Origin of the sequence: Demequina sp., from assembly GCF_016278765.1 — a bacterium.
Classification (GTDB): Bacteria; Actinomycetota; Actinomycetes; order Actinomycetales; family Demequinaceae; genus Demequina.
Window position 1 is genome coordinate 27,318 of the sequence record NZ_JADQBE010000017.1, and the last position, 16,936, is coordinate 44,253.

The window sequence follows — 16,936 nt, forward strand, 5'->3', positions numbered from 1 at the left end:
CAGACCACGTGGCGGCCAACCTGCCATGTCGCTTCCTCGCGGTGAACCGCGTGCGCCAGTCGCGACCGCGTCAGTCTATCGGATGCGGCAACCGGCCACCACGCGGGTCCCCGGCATAGCGAGGCCCCGCAGGTGTCAGGCATCGTCGACGATGTTGCCAGCCTCAAGAATCTTCCGCAGGTAGGCGTACGTGAGGTCACCGGACACGTCATCGAACTGGTGCTCGTAGCCCGCCTTGTTGTACAGCTCAATGTTGTGCTTCGAGTTCTGCCCCGTGAAGACCCACACCTCGGTGGTGTTGTCGGGCAGGTAGGCCAGCACCGCGAACAGCAATTGCGTCCCGATACCCCGGGACTGCATGTCGGGGACCACCGCCAGGCGACCGATCGTGGCCTTCTGCCCCTCGATCCCCACCCGGATGGAGCCGACGAGCCGGGGCCCGTGCCACGCGCCCAGCGTCACGACGTCGTCGCTTGCCAGATCCTCCTCGAGCTCTTCGAGCGTCTGGGTGAGCGCGGGAATGTGAGGATCGTTGTACAACTGCGCCTCGGCCACGAAGGCTGCCCGGCGCACGGTGAGCAACTCGCCCGCGTGATCGTGGTCGATGCGGTCAATGCGCACGTCAAGGTCGTCGCTCATGGGTCCATGGTGTCAGGATTTTGACCCAAACACGACTAGCCTTGTGGCCGTGTCCACCGAACAGACTGCCTGGGTGCTGTCTTTGTCGTGCCCCGACCGCCCGGGCATCGTCCACGCCGTCTCCGGATTGCTCGCAGAACACGGCGGCAACATCACCGAATCGCAGCAGTTTGGGGACCCCGACACAGGCCTGTTCTTCATGCGCGTCGAGGTCACCGCTCCCACACCGCGGGTCGAGTTGGAGTCGGCGTTCGGCGCACTCGCCGAAAGTTTCGACATGACCTGGAGCCTCGATGTGGCGGGCAGACGGATGCGCACCGTGGTGTTGGTGTCCAAGGCCGACCACTGCGTGAACGATCTGTTGGTCCGCGAACGGGCTGGCACCCTACCCGTCGACATCGTCGCCGTGGTGGGAAATCACGAACACCTCCGTGATCTTGCCCAGTTCTACGGCAAGCGCTTTGTGCATATCCCCGTCGCCGCCGACACCAAGCCCGCTTCAGAGACCGCACTGCTGGACCTGGTTGGCGAGTTGGACACAGAACTCGTGGTGCTGGCGCGGTACATGCAAATCCTGTCGCCCGACCTATCGCGTGCTCTGTACGGGCGGGCCATCAACATCCACCATTCGTTCCTTCCCAGCTTCAAGGGCGCCCGTCCGTACTTCCAGGCACACGACCGTGGCGTAAAACTCATCGGGGCGACCGCGCACTACGTCACGGCGGACCTGGACGACGGGCCGATCATCGAGCAGGACGTGGAGCGCGTGGATCACACCTTCACGCCCGAATCGCTCACCGCGATCGGCGCCGACGTGGAGCGGCGCGCTTTGGCGCGTGCAGTCCGGTGGCACGCCGAGCACCGGGTGCTCCTCGACGGTCACAGGACGATCGTCTTCAGGTAGTGAAGCGCGAGTTAGCGACCCAACACTCGCGCGGGCGTCTCGGTAGCCGCAGCCATCGCTGCTTCTCGAGGCACTCCGGCGTCGACGCACACCTCCACCGCCCTGTCCATGGTCAACGCGGAGCCGGCAAGCGTGTCCGTGCCCGCGATGACGGCCCGGCCGTCCACCACATCCACCGCGAGGCTGCCAAGCATGTAACGACCCGGCGCCGCGGCCGCAGCGGCCATGGCGTCGGTCATCAGGACGATGCGCCCGGGAGCGGCGTTGAACAGCATCGCGATCAGGCGGGGGTCCACATGGATGCCGTCCGCGATGACTTCGAGACTCACGCGCCGGTCCGCGATGGCCGTGCCCACGGGGCCGGGGGTGCGTCCCGTGATGCCAGGCATGGCGTTGAAGGCGTGCGTGAGCAGGGTCGCGCCGCGATCAAAAGCGGCACTCGCCGTTTCGGCATCGGCCTCCGTGTGGCCCACGGCGACCACCACGCCCGCCTCGACAAACCGCTCAATCGCGTCGAGCGCGTGCGGCAGTTCCGGGGCAAGTGTGATCTGGCGGACGATGCCGTCGGCCGCGTCGAGCAAGGCGTCGACGACATCGGGCGTGGGGATCGCAAGGGCCGACGCGTCGTGCGCCCCCTTTCGGCCAGGCGCCAAGAAGGGGCCCTCGAGGTGGACGCCCAGGAGCCCCGCATCCAAGGCCATCGCCTGCCGGATGACGTCCATGGCGGCTGCGGTGCGCTCGAGAGGCTCGGACACCAACGACGCGACCACGCGCCCGGTCCCGTGCGCGCGATGAGCCGCGAACGCTGCGAGCGTGCCCTCGACCGTGTCGCCAAAGGAGTGGCCGCCGCCACCGTGGCAGTGAATATCGGTGTACACGTCAGAGGCCCTGCCAGGCGGGCTTGTGGTCCCGAGCCCACCGGTAGTAGTCGGCGTGTTCGAGCCGCGATGCGGCGGCCCCGTCCACCACCACGGTGACGTGCGGGTGTAGTTGGATCGCCGAACCAGGCACAGACGCGGTCACGGGGCCCTCCACCGCGGCCGCGACGGCCGTCGCCTTTGCCTCGCCGAACGCCAAGAGCACCAGGTGGCGAGCCCGCAGGATCGTCCCGAGACCCTGCGTGACACAGTGAATCGGCACGTCCTCCAAGGAGTCGAAGAACCGCGCGTTGTCGGCGCGGGTCTGTTCGGTCAGGGTCTTGACACGGGTCAGGGAAGCGAAACTCGATCCAGGCTCGTTGAAGCCGATATGCCCCGTGGTGCCGATGCCAAGCAACTGAAGGTCGACACCGCCATGCGCGTGAAGAGCCGCCTCATAGCGCTCTCCCGTGGTCTCAATGTCGCCGTCCCCGCCATCGGGCACGTTGACATGTGAGCGATCAAAGCCAAGCGGCACGGTGACCTCCCGGTCGATGACGGCGCGATAGCTCTGGGGGTGACCCTCGGGCAGCCCAACATACTCGTCGAGCGCGAAGGCCCACGCGCGGCTGAAGTCGACGCCCCGCGAGTGGCGCCGAGCAAGCTCGCGATACACGGGAAGCGGGGTGGACCCGGTGGCCACTCCCAACACCATGTCCGGCCTAATCTGGACCAGCCCAACGATGTGGTCGGAAACCAGCCTGCCCGCGGCCTCGCCGCCTTCGACGATCAGCACTTCAGCCACGTCCTGCTCCTCTCATTGCGGCCCCGATGGCCGCGAGCGGCACATCCGGATCGAGCATTCGCGTCCGCGAGGTCAGGTCGACGGACGCCATGAACTCGCTGCGACGCTCCCAGTCGCGCATCACTCGCCGCGCCCCCTCGATCAGGTCGGGGCCCATGCGGGTGAGCCCGCCACCGAGCAGTACTTCCTCCACGTCGAGCGTGAGGATCAGGATCCTGACCGCCGTGGCCACCGCCTGAAACATGCGCTCGCGAATCAGGGCCGCGTCCGCATCGACATCGGCCCTGGCCAAGACCGACGAGGCTGCCTCCCCGCCCGCCTGCCATGCGATCCCGCTGCCGGACGCGCACGTCTCAATCCCGCCGGGAATACCGTCGGGCCCTTCCGGCCCGGCCGGATCGAACGAGATCATGCCGATCTCCCCCACGGTGCCGCGCGCACCCTGCCACAGTTTCCCGTCGAGAATGATTCCTGCCGCGAGTCCCGTACCCAGGTTGAGGAATGCGGTTGCGTCGCGCCGCGCGCCTGATGTCACCCATGCGCCCACGGCCGCGGCGTTGACGTCGTTGTCGACCGTGGGGCGCGTACCCCACGTTTGAGTCAGGACATGGCCAAGGTCAAGCCGCGAAATGCCAAGGTTGAGAGCATAGGTGACCACGCCATCAAGCACCGAGCCGGGCACGCCCACCCCGATTGAAGCCGCGTCACCCGGCTCAATCCCCGCCTCGGCGCACACGACGTCGACCGCCCCTGTGACGTTTGCGAGGACCGCCTCCTCACCGCGGCCCGACGGTCGCACATGCCGATACAGCACATCGCCAGCATCGTCGACGATCACCGCGTCGACCTTCGTTCCGCCGATGTCCACTCCGAGCCGCACGGTCACCACCCCACCAGGCCGAGCAGGGCCTCGCCTGCCAGGCGAGACGCCCCAAAGGTGGCAATGTCGGCCAGCCCGGCCTCAGTGTCGGGCCAGCCCATGTCGACCACAACGACGTCGTGACGGGCCTTCAGCGCGTCCACCACCGGGCGGGCCACCGCGTGACGATGGTTGTCTCGACCGACCACGACGGCCAGCGAACGCACCGGAACGGCGTCGGCGATGTCCTGGGGATCGGTCTTCGGGGTCGCGGTCACGATGACTTCCACGCCGGGCACGGCGAAGGGCCCCCACGGAGAGGCACCCACTGCGGCGGAGGGGGCAGTCTCCAAGCGGATCAGGCTGATCGGGGTGTTCTGGCCCAAGAAGACCTTTGCGTGCGGCGACACCTCGAAAGCGCTCGCCACCACCGCCGCCGTCACCCCTGGCACGACGCCCCGCTTCAACGGACCCGACTCCGGTGCGGCGCTCCTCGCGTGAGCCATGCGCTCTCCCAGGGTGGCGACCCGGCCTGCCGCGGCGCTCGCCTCAGCCTCGTCGACCTCACCCGCGTTCACGGCGTCCTCCACGGCGGCGGCGATCGCTCTCAGCTGCTCGCCTGTGTTGGCCGTGCCGATGCACAGCAGGTCGCAACCACCGTGTAGCGCGGCCACGGCTGCGGCCGGGATTCCGCGACTCGCGCTGGCGCCCGCCATGTCCAGGGCGTCCGACACCACCACCCCTGTGAAGCCCATGCGACCTCGCAGGAGGTCGCGCAGAATGGGCCGCGAGAACGTCGCGGGGAACTCCGGATCGAGCGCGGGGACCACGATGTGCGCAGTCATGATGGCCTGCGTGCCCGCCGCGATCGCCGCGACGAAGGGCGGCAGTTCTCGCGCCTCAAGCGTCTGGGCGTCGACGTCGATCCGAGGCGCGGCGAGGTGAGAGTCCAGCACCGTGCTGCCGTGCCCGGGAAAGTGTTTGGCACACGACGCCACGCCCGTCGACTCGACGCCGCGCACCCACGCGGCGGTATGACGGGCCACCACGCCCACGTCTGCGCCAAAACTTCGCGTGCCGATGATGGGGTTGAGGGCGGTGCTGTTCACGTCGGCGTCGGGCGCGAGCGTCATCCCGACGCCCACGGCGCCGAGTTCCCGTCCCACCTGCTCACCCACCGCGGCGGTGAGCGACTCGTCATCGAGCCTGCCCAAGATGGCGTTGCCGGGGAACGGCGAACCGGAAGATTGGTAGAGCCGCGTGACGTCCCCGCCTTCCTCGTCAATCGTCACCACCGCGTGGGGGTTCCCGGCGTAGATGGCGGAGGTGAGTTCCCTCAACTGCTCGGGAGACTCGATGTTGGTGGCGAACAGGCAGACTCCCGCGAGCCCCTCACGCAACAGCGTGTCGACCCACTCCGGCAGCGTGCTGCCCTCAAACCCGGGCATCAGGACGGCAAGGGGGTTCACGAGACCCCCAGTTGGCCCATGAGGACCATCACGGCCGCACCGAGCACGACGATGTCTCCGCCCAGCCCCGTGAGACGCACGTCCGAGCCGCCGTGAATTTCCGGCAGGGTACGTCCGCGCAGCGTGGCGACGGCGCTATCGAGCAGCGCCCCTGCAAGCATGTCGCGGGGTCCGGCAAGGACCACCTCGCGAAGATTGAGCGCACCCACCACGGGCGCGATCACGATGCCAAGGCGCTCGCCCGCTGCCACGAGGAGGCCGTCGCGTTCGTCGGCGTCCGCCGCGTGGGCGAGCCGTTCAGTGAGCCGCGGGATGGCCAGCCACGTCTCGAGGCAGCCGTCCCTGCCGCACACGCAGGTGTCGCCGCCGTCGGTACCGACCACCACGTGGCCGATCTCGCCGGCTGCCGAGTTGGCACCCTGAACCAGGGCTCCTCCCACGACGATCCCGGCGCCCACGCCGCGCCCGATACGAATGAGCATCATGTCGTCGTCACCCGTGCCGAACGTGCGCTCTGCGAGCGCTGCCGCGTTGGCGTCGTTGGCCACCACCACCGCGAGGCCGCTGTGGCGCTCAAGCACGTCCTGGAGAGGCACGTCGGCCCAGCCGAGGTCGGGGGCGCGAAGCACCACGCCCCGGGCATCGACGATGCCGGGCGAGCCCACCCCTACCCCCAGCACGGGCACCGTCGCCGCGGCGACAAGCGCGTCGAGGACGGCGACGACGGCATCGATCGCGGCCTGGCCCGTGAGGCCCGTGACGTCTACCTCGTGACGGTGGAGCACCGTGCCGTCGAGGTCGGTGACGGCGCCACCGAATGTCGCATCCTTCGACAGGTCCAATGCGATGACGTTGAATCCGGCGCGATTGAGGTCAACCACGGTGGCCGGCTTGCCGGGCCGTGAATCGGCGCGAGTTCCCAGTTCCACGATGAGGCCCTCGGCGACGAGGTCGGCAACGAGGTCGGAGATCGTGACCCGCGCGAGGCCCACCTCCCTGGCGAGGTCGGCGCGGCTGAGACCCTCGCCGCGATACAGCGCCCGCAGGACGAGCGCACGATGGTGGCGCCGAGCATGCTCGGGCGTGAGGCGGGCCCCGCCGTGCACAGTGGCGGCCAGCGCCCGCCTCCGCGCCGGGACGCTTCCGGCGTGGGATGCCGGCTCCGTGGGGGCGCTCTGCACCGGGTTCATATTTGTTAGTCAACCTTACAAACATGACTCTTGGCAAGCCACCAAAGCGAAATTCCGGCCGCTCGTTGCCACTCAACCGTCACGGGAGGGCCATCGCACCGGCGACGGCCCTCCATTGATGGTGCGGCGGGTCGCGCTAGAGCAGACCCAGCTCCTTGACCGCGTCGCGCTCCTCGATGAGCTCGGCGACCGAGACATCGATCATCTCGCGGGCGTGCGCGTCGATCTCGAGGCCCTGAACGATCTCCCACGCGCCGTTCTTCGACACCGCCGGGAATCCGCACACGAGGCCCTCGGGCACGCCGTACGAGCCGTCGGACGGCATCGCCACCGACGTCCACACGCCCTCGGGCGTGCCGTTGACCCAGTTGTTGACGTGCTCCATCGCCGCGTTCGCGGCAGAGGCCGCCGACGACGCACCGCGGGCTTCGATGATCGCGGCGCCACGCTTGGCAACGGTGGGCACAAAGGTGTCGCGGACCCAGGCGTCGTCGTTCAGGACGCTGGCGGCAGGCTTGCCATCCAAGACCGCGTGGGCGATGTCGGGGTACTGCTTGGCGGAGTGGTTTCCCCAGATGATGACGTTGTCGATGTCCCGGACCGGGACGCCCGTCTTGACGGCCAGCTGGGCAAGGGCCCGGTTGTGATCGAGGCGCATCATCGCGTTGAAGCGGTCGGCTGGCACGTCGGGCGCGTGTGCGGACGCGATGAGCGCGTTGGTGTTGGCGGGGTTGCCGACCACGAGGATGCGCACGTCATCCGCGGCTCCGGCGTTGATCGCCTCACCCTGAGGGCCAAAGATCCCGCCGTTCGCCGCGAGCAGGTCGCCGCGCTCCATGCCCGCTCCACGCGGGCGTGCTCCCACCAGGAGCCCCACGTTGACGCCGTCAAACGCCGCCTTGGCGTCATCAAAGATGTCGATGCCGGCGAGCAGGGGAAAGGCGCAGTCCTCGAGCTCCATGGCCGTGCCCTCGGCGGCACGCACCGCCTGCGGAATTTCCAGCAGGCGCAGCCTCACCGGGACGTCTGGCCCCAGCAGTTGGCCGGACGCGACCCGGAAGAGGAGCGCATAACCGATCTGGCCGGCGGCTCCGGTGACAGTGACATTGACAGGGACAGTCATGGTGGTGAACCTTCCTTGGGCGACGATGCCCGGGGCTGGTGGATGATGGCTAGCCGAGGCGTGCGGCGAGGTTCTCGTCGAGCGCCTCGAGAAAGCCTTCGGTGGTGAGCCACTCCTGGTCGGGGCCGACCAGCGCAGCGAGGTCCTTGGTCATCTTGCCGGACTCCACGGTCTTGACGACAACGTCTTCAAGAGTCTCGGCGAAGCCGGTCACCTCGGGCGTGCCGTCCAACTTGCCGCGGTGCCTGAGACCACCCGTCCACGCGAAGATCGACGCGATCGGGTTGGTCGAGGTGGGCTCGCCCTGCTGGTGCTGTCGGTAGTGGCGCGTGACGGTGCCGTGCGCCGCCTCCGCCTCCACCGTCTGGCCGTCCGGCGTCATCAGCACCGACGTCATGAGACCCAGCGAGCCGAAGCCCTGCGCCACGGTGTCGGACTGCACATCGCCGTCGTAGTTCTTGCACGCCCACACATAGCCGCCCTCCCACTTCATCGCGGAGGCGACCATGTCGTCGATCAGGCGGTGCTCGTACGTCAGGCCCGCCGCGTCAAACTGGGCCTTGAAGTCGCGGTCGAACACGTCCTGGAAGATGTCCTTGAATGCGCCGTCGTACTGCTTGAGGATCGTGTTCTTGGTCGACATGTAGACCGGGTAACCGCGCTGCAGGCCGTACGCGAATGACGCACGCGCAAAGTCCTCGATGGACTTGTTGAAGTTGTACATGCCCATGATGACGCCGCCGTCTTCCGGCATCTTCACCACCTCGTACTGCACGGGGTCGGAGCCGTCCGCGGGGGCAAACGAGAGCGTCACCGTGCCCGCGCCGGGAACCTTGACGTTGGTGGCCGTGTACTGGTCGCCGTGAGCGTGGCGGCCGATGACGATCGGCTTGGTCCAGCCCGGCACCAGCCGAGGAATGTTGGAGATGAGGATGGGCTCACGGAACACGACGCCGCCCAGGATGTTGCGGATCGTGCCGTTGGGGCTGACCCACATCTTCTTGAGGCCAAACTCCTTGACGCGCGCCTCGTCTGGCGTGATCGTCGCGCACTTGACGCCCACGCCGTGCTTCTTGATGGCGTGTGCGGCATCGTGCGTGACCTGGTCGTCCGTGGCGTCGCGGTTCTCGATGCTGAGGTCGTAGTACTCAAGGTCGATGTCGAGGTACGGATGAATCAGGCGCTCCTTGATGAAGTGCCAGATAATCCGGGTCATCTCATCACCATCGAGTTCGACGACCTTGCCAACAACCTTGATCTTTGCCATGCGGCGGCTCTCCTCAACAACGCGGCGTGGATGATGAAACCAGGCTAGTCCACCCACGACACTCGAACGTCCCTCACCACCTTTGTGGTTGCGCATGCCAGGATGCGTTGGAGGACGTTCGTTCCCGGACACACGAGGAGAGACATGCCAGACGAGACAACACCGGTCGAGTCCGACGACTTCACCGAAGACCTGACCACGGAAACCTGGCCCGCCGACCTCGCGGGACCGGGTCTTGTCGCCCGCCTGGCTGCGGAGGCGACGGGCACATTCATTCTGGTGCTCATCGGCGCGGGGACCGCCGCGATGGCGGCCGTCACCGGAAGAGGCCCCCTCGACGTGGGCCTCGCCTACGGCATCGCGTTGATGATAGGGATCGTCGCGTGGCGGAGCGTCTCGGGGGCGCACTTCAATCCGGCTGTGACCGTCGGCGCGTGGCTGTCCGGGCGCTTCCCCGGCATGGACGTGGTGCCATACATCCTCGCGCAGGTGGTCGGGGGCATCCTCGCGGCGGGGATCGTGCGGATCGGCGTCGGCTCTCTTGAGGCGGTCACGAGTGACTCGGCCATGAGTCTCATGGGTGCCGTCTCCGCCGGGTACGGTGAGCACGCACCTCTCGCTTCCTCCGGACTGAACTTTAGTGTCGCCGTCGCGTTGACTGTGGAGGCCCTCGCCGCCGGGCTGCTGACGCTCGTGGTGTTGGGCGCCGCTGCCAAGCGGACCACCCGCACGGTAGCCCCGTTCGCCATCGGCCTCACCTTTGCCGTCCTCATGATGTGGGCCATTCCGTTCACCAACGGAGCGCTCAACCCGGCGCGCGCGACGGCCACCGCCCTGTTCTCCGACACGTGGGCTCTTCAGCAGCTGTGGGCGTGGTGGCTCGCGCCGGTGGTGGGCGCGGCGATCGTGGGACTGCTGTACAGGATCTACGGGTCCGTCGAGGAACCTGAGGTCGCAGAGGAGTCCGCCGAGGCGTGAGCGCGCGGCTCGTCAGCCGTCTTGTGCACCCACCGGCGTGATGCCCAGTTCGTCGAGCAGCGCAAGGACGCGGTCGCGGATCTCGTCGCGGATCGGACGGACCGCGCCGATTCCCTGCCCCGCAGGGTCGTCCAGCGCCCAGTCCTCGTACCGCTTGCCCGGGAAGACCGGGCAGACGTCGCCGCAGCCCATCGTGATCACAACGTCCGACGCCTGGACCGCCTCCGTCGTGAGCACCTTGGGCTGCTCGGCGCGGATGTCGATCCCGACCTCGAGCATCGCCTCGACGGCGGTCGGGTTGATGTGGTCGGCGGGCATCGAGCCAGCCGAGCGCACCTCCACCGCGCCGCCCGACAGAACGCGCAGGAAGCCCGCGGCCATCTGGGAACGGCCGGCATTGTGGACGCACACGAAGAGGGCTGATGGGGTGACGGCGGTTTTCTCACTCATGGTCTCTCCAGGAGATGTTGGCGGGGTGGGTCAGGCGGGCAGGTCGAGGCCGGGTAGGAGGCTGGCAAGGAGCGCGCGCACGCGGACATCGAGCTCGTCGCGGATCGCGGCGATCCCCTCAGGGGACGCCAGTGCCGGGTCTCCCACGAGCCAATCCTCGTACCGGATGCCAGGAAGGACCGGACACACGTCGCCGCAGCCCATCGTGACCACGACGTCGGCGGCGCGGATGGCATCGTCCGTCAACGGCTTGGGGAACGCCTCTTCGCCGACTCCGAGCTCGGCAAGGATGGGGCGCACGCCGGCGTGGACGTCGGCGGCTGGCGTCGAGCCCGCGGAGCGGACGACGACCCGCTCGCCCGCGTAGCGGCGCACCAGGGCGGCGGCGAGCTGGGACCTCCCGGCGTTCGCGACGCACACGAACAGCACCTGCGGCCGGGCGTCGACGGGACGCGTCGCGTCGGCGAGGCGCTGCCGAGCAAACCGTTCCGTCAGGGTCAGGAGGTGCGCGGACACCTTCGCCGACCGGGCGAGCGCGGTGTACGACTCCCGCACGATCCCCCGCACGGCGTCCGCGCGCACGTCAGGGAATCGTGGGGCGAGGCTCTCGGTCAGGCGGTCAAGGGAGGCATCGGCGTCCTCGAGGCCGGTCATGTGATGGGGTTCGCGCACCGACGCCAGTGCCGCGGGAGCGAACGACTCGAGCAGCGTGGACACCGCACCCGTGAAGCCAGGGGCGATGCGGTACCAGACCCATGTCCCTCGGCGCTGCGACGTCAGCACTCCGACGTCGCGAAGGACCTTGAGGTGATGCGAGACCGTGGGTTGAGACACGTTCGCCAGTGCGGCAAGATCACACACGCATGCCTCGCCGGCCGGAGCGGTCGCGATGAACGACAGCATGCGCAGACGCAGTGGCTCGGCGAGGGCCTTGAGCGTCGTCGCGACACCTTCCGCGACCCCGGTGTCGATAGCGTGCGACTCGACCTGCGGAGTGCACGTCAGGTCGACGTCGGCCCGCGGTGCGTCGATGGCGCTCATCGCCTCGCCTCATCCAGAGCCTTGGGGGCGGCGGCGGTGTTTGGATCGACCGCGAACCATCGGCGCGCGAGCCACAGGGATACGTACACGAGCCCGACCAGCACGGGAACCTCGATGAGGGGCCCCACGACACCGGCCAGCGCCTGACCCGACGTCGCCCCGAACGTCCCGATCGCGACCGCAATCGCCAACTCAAAGTTGTTCCCCGCTGCGGTGAAGGCCAGCGTGGTCGACCGCGGATAGCCGAGTCCCAGCGCCTTGCCCGCGACCATCCCCACCACCCACATGACCGAGAAGTAGACCAGGAGCGGGAGCGCGATGCGCGCCACGTCGAGCGGGTGGGAGGTCACCGCTTCTCCCTGGAGCGCGAACAGCAGGACGATCGTGAAGAGCAGTCCGTACAGGGCCCAGGGGCCGACCCGGGGGAGGAACCTCGACTCATACCAGGCGCGGCCCTTGGCCCGCTCTCCGACCCACCGTGACGCGAACCCCGCGACCAGGGGGATTCCCAGGAAGACCAACACGTTGACAGCGATCTGCGTTATCGACACCTCAAGCCCTTGCGTGTCCAGGCCGAGCCACCCCGGAAGGACGGTGAGGTAGAAGTACCCCAGCAGAGAGAACGCGACAACCTGGAACACGGAATTGATTGCGACCAGCACCGCAGCGGCCTCGCGGTCCCCGCAGGCGAGGTCGTTCCAAATGACGACCATGGCGATGCACCGGGCGAGACCGACGATGATCAGTCCCGTGCGGTACTCGGGCAGGTCTGGAAGGAACGTCCAGGCGAGGGTGAACATCAGCGCCGGGCCCACGAGCCAGTTCAACACCAGGGATGAGACGAGGAGTCTCGTATCGCCGGTGACCGCGGCGACCTTGTCGTATCGAACTTTGGCCAGGACCGGGTACATCATCACCAGGAGGCCGAGGGCGATCGGCATGGAGATCCCGCCGACCTCCGTCGATGCCAGCACGTCCGAGATGCTCGGGATGAAGCGCCCGAGACCCACTCCACCGACCATGGCGATCCCGATCCACAGCGGGAGCCAACGATCGAGGGTGGACAGTCGGCGGCCAGTGTCGGGCGCGGTGACGACCAGATTGCTCGGTTGCATCGACATGCGTCTATATTGACATTCTTCGATGCAAAGGGCAACTCGCGAGCCCTACCCCAAGGCGGCCGTCAGCCCAAGGTAGCCAAGCGCGAGTCCCAACGCCGACAACACGACGATGTCGACCGCGCGCTCGCGCACCACGAACGCGCGACGCAGCGGTGCCGCGGTGCGGGCGGCGGCCCCCGCCAGCGCGAAGACGGCCATCCCAAGAACGGCGACTGCCGGAGAAACAACGAGCGACAACAGCACCAGCACCCAGACGGCGGCGAGTGCGGCGACAGCGACGCCCCGGGAAGTCAGGTGATTGTGGCTCATGGGCATCAGTGGAAGAAGTGCCTGGTACCGGTGTGGAACAGGGCGATGCCTGCAGCATCGGCGGCCGCGATGACCTCGGCGTCGCGGATCGATCCCCCCGGAGACACCACGGCGGTGACTCCCGCGTCGATCAGTACTTGGAGTCCGTCGGCGAAGGGGAAGAACGCGTCCGATGCCCCCACGGAGCCTGCGGCACGGTCGGCCCCCGCTCGTTCCACCGCGAGCCGGCACGAGTCCACCCTGTTGACCTGCCCCATGCCGATCCCGACGGCCGCGCCGTCCTTGGCCAGCAGAATCGCGTTCGATTTCACCGAGCGGCACGACCTCCACGCGAACTCGAGGTCCGCGAGGACCTCAGCCGAAACAGGGCTTCCCGCAACCTGCGTCCACGTCTCGGCGGGGTCGCCCGGCGCGTCGATGGCATCGGCCGCCTGGACCAAGAGACCCCCGGAGATGCGCCGCGCCTCGCCCGCCAGGGGCGTGTGAACCACCTCAAGAATGCGTAGGCTCTTCTTGGCCTGGAGAATCTCGATGGCCTCCGGCTCAAACGCAGGGGCCGCCACGACCTCGGTGAAGATCTCCGCGATCTGCCGCGCGGCCTCGGCCGTCACCGTCGCGTTGGTGGCGACCACGCCTCCGAATGCCGAGACCGGGTCCGTCGCGTGCGCCTTGCGGTGGGCCTCCGCCACGCTGTCCGCCACTGCGATTCCACACGGGTTTGCATGCTTGACGACCGCCACCGCCGTGCCTGCATGGTCGTACGCCGCCCTGACCGCAGCGTCGGCGTCCACGTAGTTGTTGTAACTCATTTCCTTGCCGTGCAGTTGGCGAGCGTGCGCCAGGCCGCCGGGCACCAAAGGGTCGCCGTACACGGCAGCGCGCTGGTGAGGATTCTCGCCGTACCGCAAGGTGCCGATGCGCTCGTAGGACGCCGCCATCCAACCGGGAAAGCCGGAGCCGTCGTCGTCCGGAGCCAAGACGTTGCCCATCCACGAGGCGACATGGATGTCATAGTCGGCGGTGTGACGGAAGGCCTTCGCCGCGAGTTCGCGACGCTGCTCGAGCGTGAAGCCGCCCTCACGGACGGCATCCAGAGCGGCGTCATAGTGGGCGGGGTCCACGACAACAGCCACCGAGGGGTGGTTCTTGGCGGCGGCGCGCACCATCGACGGCCCGCCGATGTCGATCTGCTCCACAATTTCGCCCTCGGACGCCCCCGAGGCGACCGTCGCCGCGAACGGGTAGAGGTTGACCACCACGAGGTCGAAGGGCTCGATGCCCAGTTCGTCGAGTTGCGCACGGTGAGACTCAAGCCTGCGGTCGGCCAAGATGCCGGCGTGGATGCGCGGGTGAAGCGTCTTCACGCGCCCGTCGAGGCACTCGGGGAAGTCCGTCACTTCCTCCACGGCGGTGACGGGGACCCCTGCCTCGGCGAGGCGCGTGGCGGTGGACCCCGTCGACACGATCTGAACTCCAGCGGCCGCCAAGCCCTTCGCCAGGGTCTCGATGCCCGTCTTGTCGTAGACGGATACCAGGGCGCGCCGTACCGGCTGCCGCTCGCTCATTCTTTGTCCCTTCCCGTGTGCTGCCCAAGCCTTGTGATGCGACCGTCGACCGCCCAGCCCGCTCGCACCATGGTGCCCACAGTTGAGACGACGAGGTCGCGCTCTACGTTCTTGATGCGGTCGTGCAGTGTGGCCCTCGTGTCATCGTCTCTGACCTCGACCGCCGCTTGCGCGAGGATCGGGCCGGTGTCGACGCCCTCGTCGACCAGCATGACAGTGCATCCCGTGACCTTCACGCCTGCCGCGAGCGCATCGGCAACCGCCTTGGCGCCCGGAAACGCCGGCAAGAGAGCAGGGTGGGTGTTCACGATGCGACCGGCGTGGGCGGCGAGCGTGGGCTCCCCCAGCAGCTTCATGAATCCCGCACAGACGACGAGGTCGGGCTCAAACGCGTCGATCGTGCGGGCAAGCGCGCGGTCCCACGTGAGGCGATCGGGGAAGTCCGCGAGCGCGACGACGGCGGTCGGGATGCCGGCGGCGGCGGCGACGCTCAGCCCGCCCGCGTTGGGGTTTTCCGTCACCACTGCGGCAACTGTGGCGCCGAATCCTACGTCGCGTGCGGCGTCCACCAGGGCGGACATGATGGAGCCCGCCCCCGAGATGAGCACCACGAGGCGCGCCGGCCGGTTTGTCACAGACAGACCCTATCGGCATGCTGGGAACGTGATGAAACGGATCAGCGCATGACCGAGCCCGCAAAGGGCGCCGCTCCCATGCCCGCGACCCTGCGCCGCTACTCGCTCCTGCTGGTGCTTTCCCTGCTGGTCGCGTGGATCGCATCGTCAATGCCATTCCCCTACCGCTTCGCCGTGTTGCCTGCGGCTTTCGCGTCCGGGATCTTTGTGACGCTCGCGCTGGTGGCCACCATTGGCGTGGGCCGCGTGGCGGTGCTGAGGGTGCTGCTGGCCATGGGTGGCGTGTTTTCCATCATGCTGTCGATCGCCGGCGTGGCGTGGGTGGTGTTTGCCCAGGAGTCAGCGGCACACGACCAATGCCTGCGTTCAGCCCTCACCCATCGGGGCGAACTTCAGTGCGAACAGGAGTATCGGGACGCTCTGGAGAGCCGCTACGGGATAAGCCTGCCCTAGCGGTCGGCCGCGCGACATGTGCGAATGCTCGCAAGAGCGCCCATGCGACAACGGCTCCCAGCGCAAGTTCTGACGCCGCCAAGACCGCGGCGACGACCGCCTGCGGACCCACCGAGGCGAGCACGCCAGGGCCCATCGCGCCGTGCGCGAAGCCCGACGCCACGCCGATCGCCGAGCCCGCCAAGACCACGCCGATGCCGATGGTTCCCAGCGGCCGCCATCCGGATCCGAGCCGAGACCGTATGGCAATCACCACGATCGCTCCGAGCACCATGACGGCCACGGGACTCCACGCGAGCCATCCCCCCGATGCATGAGGTAGCGACCACAGCAAAGGCACCGCGGGCATGGTGTCCGGAAGCGGTTGCGCCGAGGATACGTCGACTCCCGCCAGCGAGAAGCCCGCCCCGGTGAGCCACGACACCGCCCACACGACCAGCGTGAGCGCGTACAGCGTCTCGACAAAGGCCAGCGCCGCTCCCCCGGCAGAATCCACTCCCAAGCCGGTGGCGGCGTCCGCAAACTGGTGCCGCGAGGCAACGGTGGACACCATGAGGACGATCGCCCCCAGCGCCACCACCCCCGCGGTCATGGCCGTGCCGATTCTCACGCCGCCGCGCACCGTGCCGGGGACGCGCGCCAGCCACGCCATCGTCGCGCCGTGTTGCCTGAGAAGGCCCCACGCCACGGCAGGAATCGCGAGCAGGACCGCCCACACGACGGCCCCCGCCATGCGGGAGCGGGTGTCATCGACGCCCGCCCACGCCAGCGTCGTGGCGAAGCCCACGGTGGCGGCGAACGCGGCGACCGCCGCGAAGCCCGCTACCCAGGTGGCCGCCGCGAATCTCCGTGCCAACTGCGCCAACATGATGGCGGTCAACGCGGAGAGTCCCAAGGGCGCGAGTGTGATCGTCACGCCGTCGACGGCCCAAGGCACGCCGAACGCAAGCAGCCAGATCCGCGTCGCCGTACCACTTGACTGGCCCCACGAGACGTTCGCGTCGGCCACCGCCGCCGATGCGACCCACACCGGAATGAGCACGAGCGCGAGAGAGAACAGCGCGGCCTGGAGGCCCGCGAGCGCGCCGCCGACCCAGCCGGGCGCGGCGGCACGGACGCGCGCGACCGACTCCGTCACCGCATGGGCGGTGGCGGTCGTGGCGCGACTGACCGGCGTGGCCTGAGTGGTCATGCCGCTATGGTCACCCGGCGCGAGCCCCGCGGCGAGGACCGGCGCGCCACGGACCTTCACGTGAGCCCGCGCGTCACAC

At 68.3% G+C, this 16,936-nt stretch carries 18 protein-coding genes; 3 read left to right on the top strand and 15 right to left on the bottom strand.

The window, feature by feature from the left end:
• Positions 1-135 precede the first annotated feature (135 nt).
• On the bottom strand, positions 136-639 hold the full coding sequence (locus QZZ29_RS03075; protein WP_291381282.1) for a GNAT family N-acetyltransferase: 504 nt from the start codon (positions 637-639) through the stop codon (positions 136-138).
• Positions 640-688: 49 nt separating this feature from the next.
• Here QZZ29_RS03075 and purU point away from each other — a divergent pair, with 49 nt between their 5' ends.
• Positions 689-1,543, top strand: coding sequence for a formyltetrahydrofolate deformylase (gene purU / locus QZZ29_RS03080; RefSeq protein WP_291381284.1), 855 nt, complete (start codon positions 689-691; stop codon positions 1,541-1,543).
• Positions 1,544-1,554: 11 nt separating this feature from the next.
• On the opposite strand, the gene QZZ29_RS03085 is transcribed toward purU, so the two are convergent.
• The 7 genes from QZZ29_RS03085 to QZZ29_RS03115 form a co-directional block, all read right to left on the bottom strand.
• Positions 1,555-2,421, bottom strand: coding sequence for an amidohydrolase family protein (locus QZZ29_RS03085; RefSeq protein WP_291381285.1), 867 nt, complete (start codon positions 2,419-2,421; stop codon positions 1,555-1,557).
• A 1-nt stretch (position 2,422) separates the two neighbouring features.
• Positions 2,423-3,205, bottom strand: a complete 783-nt coding sequence (locus QZZ29_RS03090; RefSeq protein WP_291381286.1) for a glucosamine-6-phosphate deaminase — start codon at positions 3,203-3,205, stop codon at positions 2,423-2,425.
• Entirely contained in the window at positions 3,198-4,091 is an 894-nt protein-coding gene (locus tag QZZ29_RS03095) for an ROK family protein (RefSeq protein ID WP_291381287.1), read from the bottom strand. The genes QZZ29_RS03090 and QZZ29_RS03095 overlap by 8 nt, the downstream gene beginning before the upstream one ends.
• Positions 4,088-5,533 carry a glycoside hydrolase family 3 N-terminal domain-containing protein gene (locus tag QZZ29_RS03100; protein WP_291381288.1) on the bottom strand — a complete coding sequence of 482 codons (1,446 nt, stop codon included), beginning with the start codon at positions 5,531-5,533 and terminating at the stop codon, positions 4,088-4,090. The genes QZZ29_RS03095 and QZZ29_RS03100 overlap by 4 nt, the downstream gene beginning before the upstream one ends.
• Complete coding sequence (locus QZZ29_RS03105) at positions 5,530-6,723, bottom strand: ROK family transcriptional regulator (protein WP_291381290.1); 1,194 nt, start codon at positions 6,721-6,723, stop codon at positions 5,530-5,532. Before QZZ29_RS03105 ends, QZZ29_RS03100 begins: the two co-directional genes overlap by 4 nt.
• 136 nt (positions 6,724-6,859) lie before the next feature.
• Positions 6,860-7,846 carry a malate dehydrogenase gene (locus tag QZZ29_RS03110; RefSeq protein WP_291381292.1) on the bottom strand — a complete coding sequence of 329 codons (987 nt, stop codon included), beginning with the start codon at positions 7,844-7,846 and terminating at the stop codon, positions 6,860-6,862.
• Positions 7,847-7,895: 49 nt separating this feature from the next.
• Positions 7,896-9,113, bottom strand: a complete 1,218-nt coding sequence (locus tag QZZ29_RS03115; RefSeq protein WP_291381293.1) for an NADP-dependent isocitrate dehydrogenase — start codon at positions 9,111-9,113, stop codon at positions 7,896-7,898.
• Positions 9,114-9,257: 144 nt separating this feature from the next.
• Here QZZ29_RS03115 and QZZ29_RS03120 point away from each other — a divergent pair, with 144 nt between their 5' ends.
• Complete coding sequence (locus QZZ29_RS03120) at positions 9,258-10,091, top strand: aquaporin (protein WP_291381296.1); 834 nt, start codon at positions 9,258-9,260, stop codon at positions 10,089-10,091.
• 12 nt (positions 10,092-10,103) lie between these two features.
• Here the strand turns inward: QZZ29_RS03120 and QZZ29_RS03125 are convergent, their stop codons facing one another.
• The 6 genes from QZZ29_RS03125 to purN are packed head-to-tail and all read right to left on the bottom strand — an operon-like array spanning position 10,104 to position 15,212.
• On the bottom strand, positions 10,104-10,541 hold the full coding sequence (locus tag QZZ29_RS03125; RefSeq protein ID WP_291381298.1) for an arsenate reductase ArsC: 438 nt from the start codon (positions 10,539-10,541) through the stop codon (positions 10,104-10,106).
• Between the two features lie 30 nt (positions 10,542-10,571).
• Positions 10,572-11,582: a metalloregulator ArsR/SmtB family transcription factor gene (locus tag QZZ29_RS03130; RefSeq protein WP_291381300.1), complete on the bottom strand. Its 1,011-nt coding sequence runs from the start codon at positions 11,580-11,582 to the stop codon at positions 10,572-10,574.
• Positions 11,579-12,703, bottom strand: a complete 1,125-nt coding sequence (gene arsB, locus QZZ29_RS03135; protein ID WP_291381301.1) for an ACR3 family arsenite efflux transporter — start codon at positions 12,701-12,703, stop codon at positions 11,579-11,581. Before arsB ends, QZZ29_RS03130 begins: the two co-directional genes overlap by 4 nt.
• A 45-nt stretch (positions 12,704-12,748) precedes the next feature.
• Positions 12,749-13,012 carry a hypothetical protein gene (locus tag QZZ29_RS03140; RefSeq protein ID WP_291381303.1) on the bottom strand — a complete coding sequence of 88 codons (264 nt, stop codon included), beginning with the start codon at positions 13,010-13,012 and terminating at the stop codon, positions 12,749-12,751.
• A 5-nt stretch (positions 13,013-13,017) separates the two neighbouring features.
• The gene (purH, locus tag QZZ29_RS03145; protein WP_291381305.1) at positions 13,018-14,577 is read right to left on the bottom strand and encodes a bifunctional phosphoribosylaminoimidazolecarboxamide formyltransferase/IMP cyclohydrolase; all 1,560 of its coding nucleotides are present in this window, start codon (positions 14,575-14,577) and stop codon (positions 13,018-13,020) included.
• On the bottom strand, positions 14,574-15,212 hold the full coding sequence (gene purN, locus QZZ29_RS03150; RefSeq protein ID WP_291381307.1) for a phosphoribosylglycinamide formyltransferase: 639 nt from the start codon (positions 15,210-15,212) through the stop codon (positions 14,574-14,576). The genes purH and purN overlap by 4 nt, the downstream gene beginning before the upstream one ends.
• Positions 15,213-15,260: 48 nt before the next feature.
• Here purN and QZZ29_RS03155 point away from each other — a divergent pair, with 48 nt between their 5' ends.
• The gene (locus tag QZZ29_RS03155; RefSeq protein ID WP_291381309.1) at positions 15,261-15,665 is read left to right on the top strand and encodes a hypothetical protein; all 405 of its coding nucleotides are present in this window, start codon (positions 15,261-15,263) and stop codon (positions 15,663-15,665) included.
• On the opposite strand, the gene QZZ29_RS03160 is transcribed toward QZZ29_RS03155, so the two are convergent.
• Positions 15,586-16,857, bottom strand: a complete 1,272-nt coding sequence (locus QZZ29_RS03160) for a DUF6350 family protein (RefSeq protein WP_291381311.1) — start codon at positions 16,855-16,857, stop codon at positions 15,586-15,588. The genes QZZ29_RS03155 and QZZ29_RS03160 overlap by 80 nt on opposite strands.
• Between the last annotated feature and the right edge of the window lie 79 nt (positions 16,858-16,936).

Coding starts and splice junctions, on each gene's coding strand:
- QZZ29_RS03075 (WP_291381282.1), bottom strand. CDS start 639: ATGAGCGACGACCTTGACGTGCGCATTGACCGCATCGACCACGATCAC.
- QZZ29_RS03105 (WP_291381290.1), bottom strand. CDS start 6,723: ATGAACCCGGTGCAGAGCGCCCCCACGGAGCCGGCATCCCACGCCGGA.
- QZZ29_RS03110 (WP_291381292.1), bottom strand. CDS start 7,846: ATGACTGTCCCTGTCAATGTCACTGTCACCGGAGCCGCCGGCCAGATC.
- QZZ29_RS03115 (WP_291381293.1), bottom strand. CDS start 9,113: ATGGCAAAGATCAAGGTTGTTGGCAAGGTCGTCGAACTCGATGGTGAT.
- QZZ29_RS03120 (WP_291381296.1), top strand. CDS start 9,258: ATGCCAGACGAGACAACACCGGTCGAGTCCGACGACTTCACCGAAGAC.
- QZZ29_RS03125 (WP_291381298.1), bottom strand. CDS start 10,541: ATGAGTGAGAAAACCGCCGTCACCCCATCAGCCCTCTTCGTGTGCGTC.
- QZZ29_RS03130 (WP_291381300.1), bottom strand. CDS start 11,582: ATGAGCGCCATCGACGCACCGCGGGCCGACGTCGACCTGACGTGCACT.
- arsB (WP_291381301.1), bottom strand. CDS start 12,703: ATGTCGATGCAACCGAGCAATCTGGTCGTCACCGCGCCCGACACTGGC.
- QZZ29_RS03140 (WP_291381303.1), bottom strand. CDS start 13,012: ATGAGCCACAATCACCTGACTTCCCGGGGCGTCGCTGTCGCCGCACTC.
- purH (WP_291381305.1), bottom strand. CDS start 14,577: ATGAGCGAGCGGCAGCCGGTACGGCGCGCCCTGGTATCCGTCTACGAC.
- QZZ29_RS03155 (WP_291381309.1), top strand. CDS start 15,261: ATGACCGAGCCCGCAAAGGGCGCCGCTCCCATGCCCGCGACCCTGCGC.
- QZZ29_RS03160 (WP_291381311.1), bottom strand. CDS start 16,857: ATGACCACTCAGGCCACGCCGGTCAGTCGCGCCACGACCGCCACCGCC.